This is a genomic window from Aeromonas sp. 604176, from assembly GCF_049170755.1.
Lineage (GTDB): Bacteria > Pseudomonadota > Gammaproteobacteria > Enterobacterales > Aeromonadaceae > Aeromonas > Aeromonas veronii_A.
Map to the genome: position 1 here is coordinate 1 of NZ_JAAKNE010000240.1, position 1,719 is coordinate 1,719.

Genomic DNA, 1,719 nt, shown 5'->3' on the forward strand with positions numbered 1-1,719 from the left:
AATTTTAGTCATTTAATATCAATGGGTTACCAGTAAATGCTCTCGTGCCATATGACTTATTCGCACCTTCCCTAGTGCTAACACGTTCGAACGCATGGCGTGCAAATGGCTGGAATTGAAACGCCACAATGTGACAGACGCCTATGCCACCGATTCGTGGCGCTCCCTTGAACTCTATGTGTTGCCCTTCATTGGCTCAATGCCCATAGACCAGATACGTGCGCCTAAAGTTATTGAAATTCTTCGCCCAATTGAAGCAGATGGCAAACATGAGACTGTACGTCGCCTCTGCCAGAGGATTAACGAAATTCTCGACTATAGCGTCAATCATGGCCTTCTCCAGGCTAATCCTTGCTCTGCCATTCGTAAGGTATTCAAGAAACCCACCAAAAAGCACATGCCGACCCTCAAGCCAGCAGAGTTGCCACATCTGATGGCAGACATTGCAAATGGGAGGTTAGACCTCACAACACGCTGCCAAATTGAATGGAGCTTGCATACCTTGGTTCGCCCAGGCGAATCCGCAGGTACTCGCTGGGATGAGATCGATATCGATGCCAAAGTCTGGAACATCCCTGAAGATCGGATGAAGAAGGAACGCCCGCACCGAGTCCCTCTGACACCACAAGCAATATCCCTGCTGGAACGGATGAAACCGATTAGTGGCCACCGCCCCTTCGTGTTCCCCGGCTACCGTGATCCACTCGGCCACATCAACGACCAGAGCGCGAATGCCGCCCTCAAGCGACTGGGCTATGGCGGACGACTGGTGGCCCACGGTTTGCGCTCGCTGGGTAGCACCACTCTAAACGAACAGGGATTCAACCCTGATGCCATCGAGGCAGCACTGTCTCACGCAGACGAGAACGAGATCCGCCGTGCCTATAATCGTGCAGATTACTTTGAGCAACGAGTGATAATGATGATGTGGTGGAGCAACCACATTGAACAGGCTAGCCAAGGGAACCTCTCTCTGGCTAGCGGTTTTAGAGCATTGACAGTTGTGGGCGAGTAGCCCACATCTGACTAATTGCCCGGACTATATGGAATTTGGACGTAAAGAAATATTGAAGGCCCTATCCACCTACCGATATTCAGCTCACAAAAGTCAAAGATATGGAGATTTGCAGACCGACACATTGTATTGACTGTGACTGCCACTCTAAATAACTGATCCCAATAGTGCTACACCTTCGCTGTACCATAGCCATTCCCCGGGAAAGGAGACACGGTATCCATGAAGTGTTTCACTCGGGCCAGCAGGCTGGCCATCCCTCTGCATTGATGATTGCGCGTGATGGTTTCATGTAACTTGTGCCACAGCCGTTCGATGTGATTAACCCAAGGGCTGTAAACTGGCTGGAACACCAGGCAGAACTTGGGGTTCTTCTTCAACCATCGCTCGGTCTGTTTGCTTTTGTGAATGATGTAGTTATCGAGGATCAACGTGATGGTTTTGGCTCGTCGGTAGTGGTGGCGCAGCTTTTCCAGCATGGCAATAAACAGCGATGAGTTTTTCTTGATCCCGCTGACGTAAAGTACCCTTCCGTTGCCTGCGTGGAGAACGCCTGCCAGATAATGCTTGGCATTCTGCCCCGGTGTGACAACCCGCTTTTGCTGCGCTCTGAACATCCAGTCGGCTCCTAATTTGGGATTGAGGTCTATATCGACTTCATCCTCATAAAACACCGGATTATCGGCATCACAGCGGGCCAGCGC

The 1,719-nt window shown here is 50.8% G+C and carries 2 pseudogenes; one reads left to right on the forward strand and one right to left on the reverse strand.

From position 1 onward, the window contains the following. Positions 1 to 73: 73 nt before the first annotated feature. Positions 74 to 1,015 (forward strand): annotated as a pseudogene (locus G5358_RS21005) (phage integrase central domain-containing protein); the annotation flags it as partial. Between the two features lie 170 nt (positions 1,016 to 1,185). On the opposite strand, the pseudogene G5358_RS21010 reads toward G5358_RS21005, so the two are convergent. Continuing rightward, positions 1,186 to 1,719: pseudogene (locus G5358_RS21010) on the reverse strand (IS630-like element ISAhy2 family transposase); the annotation flags it as partial.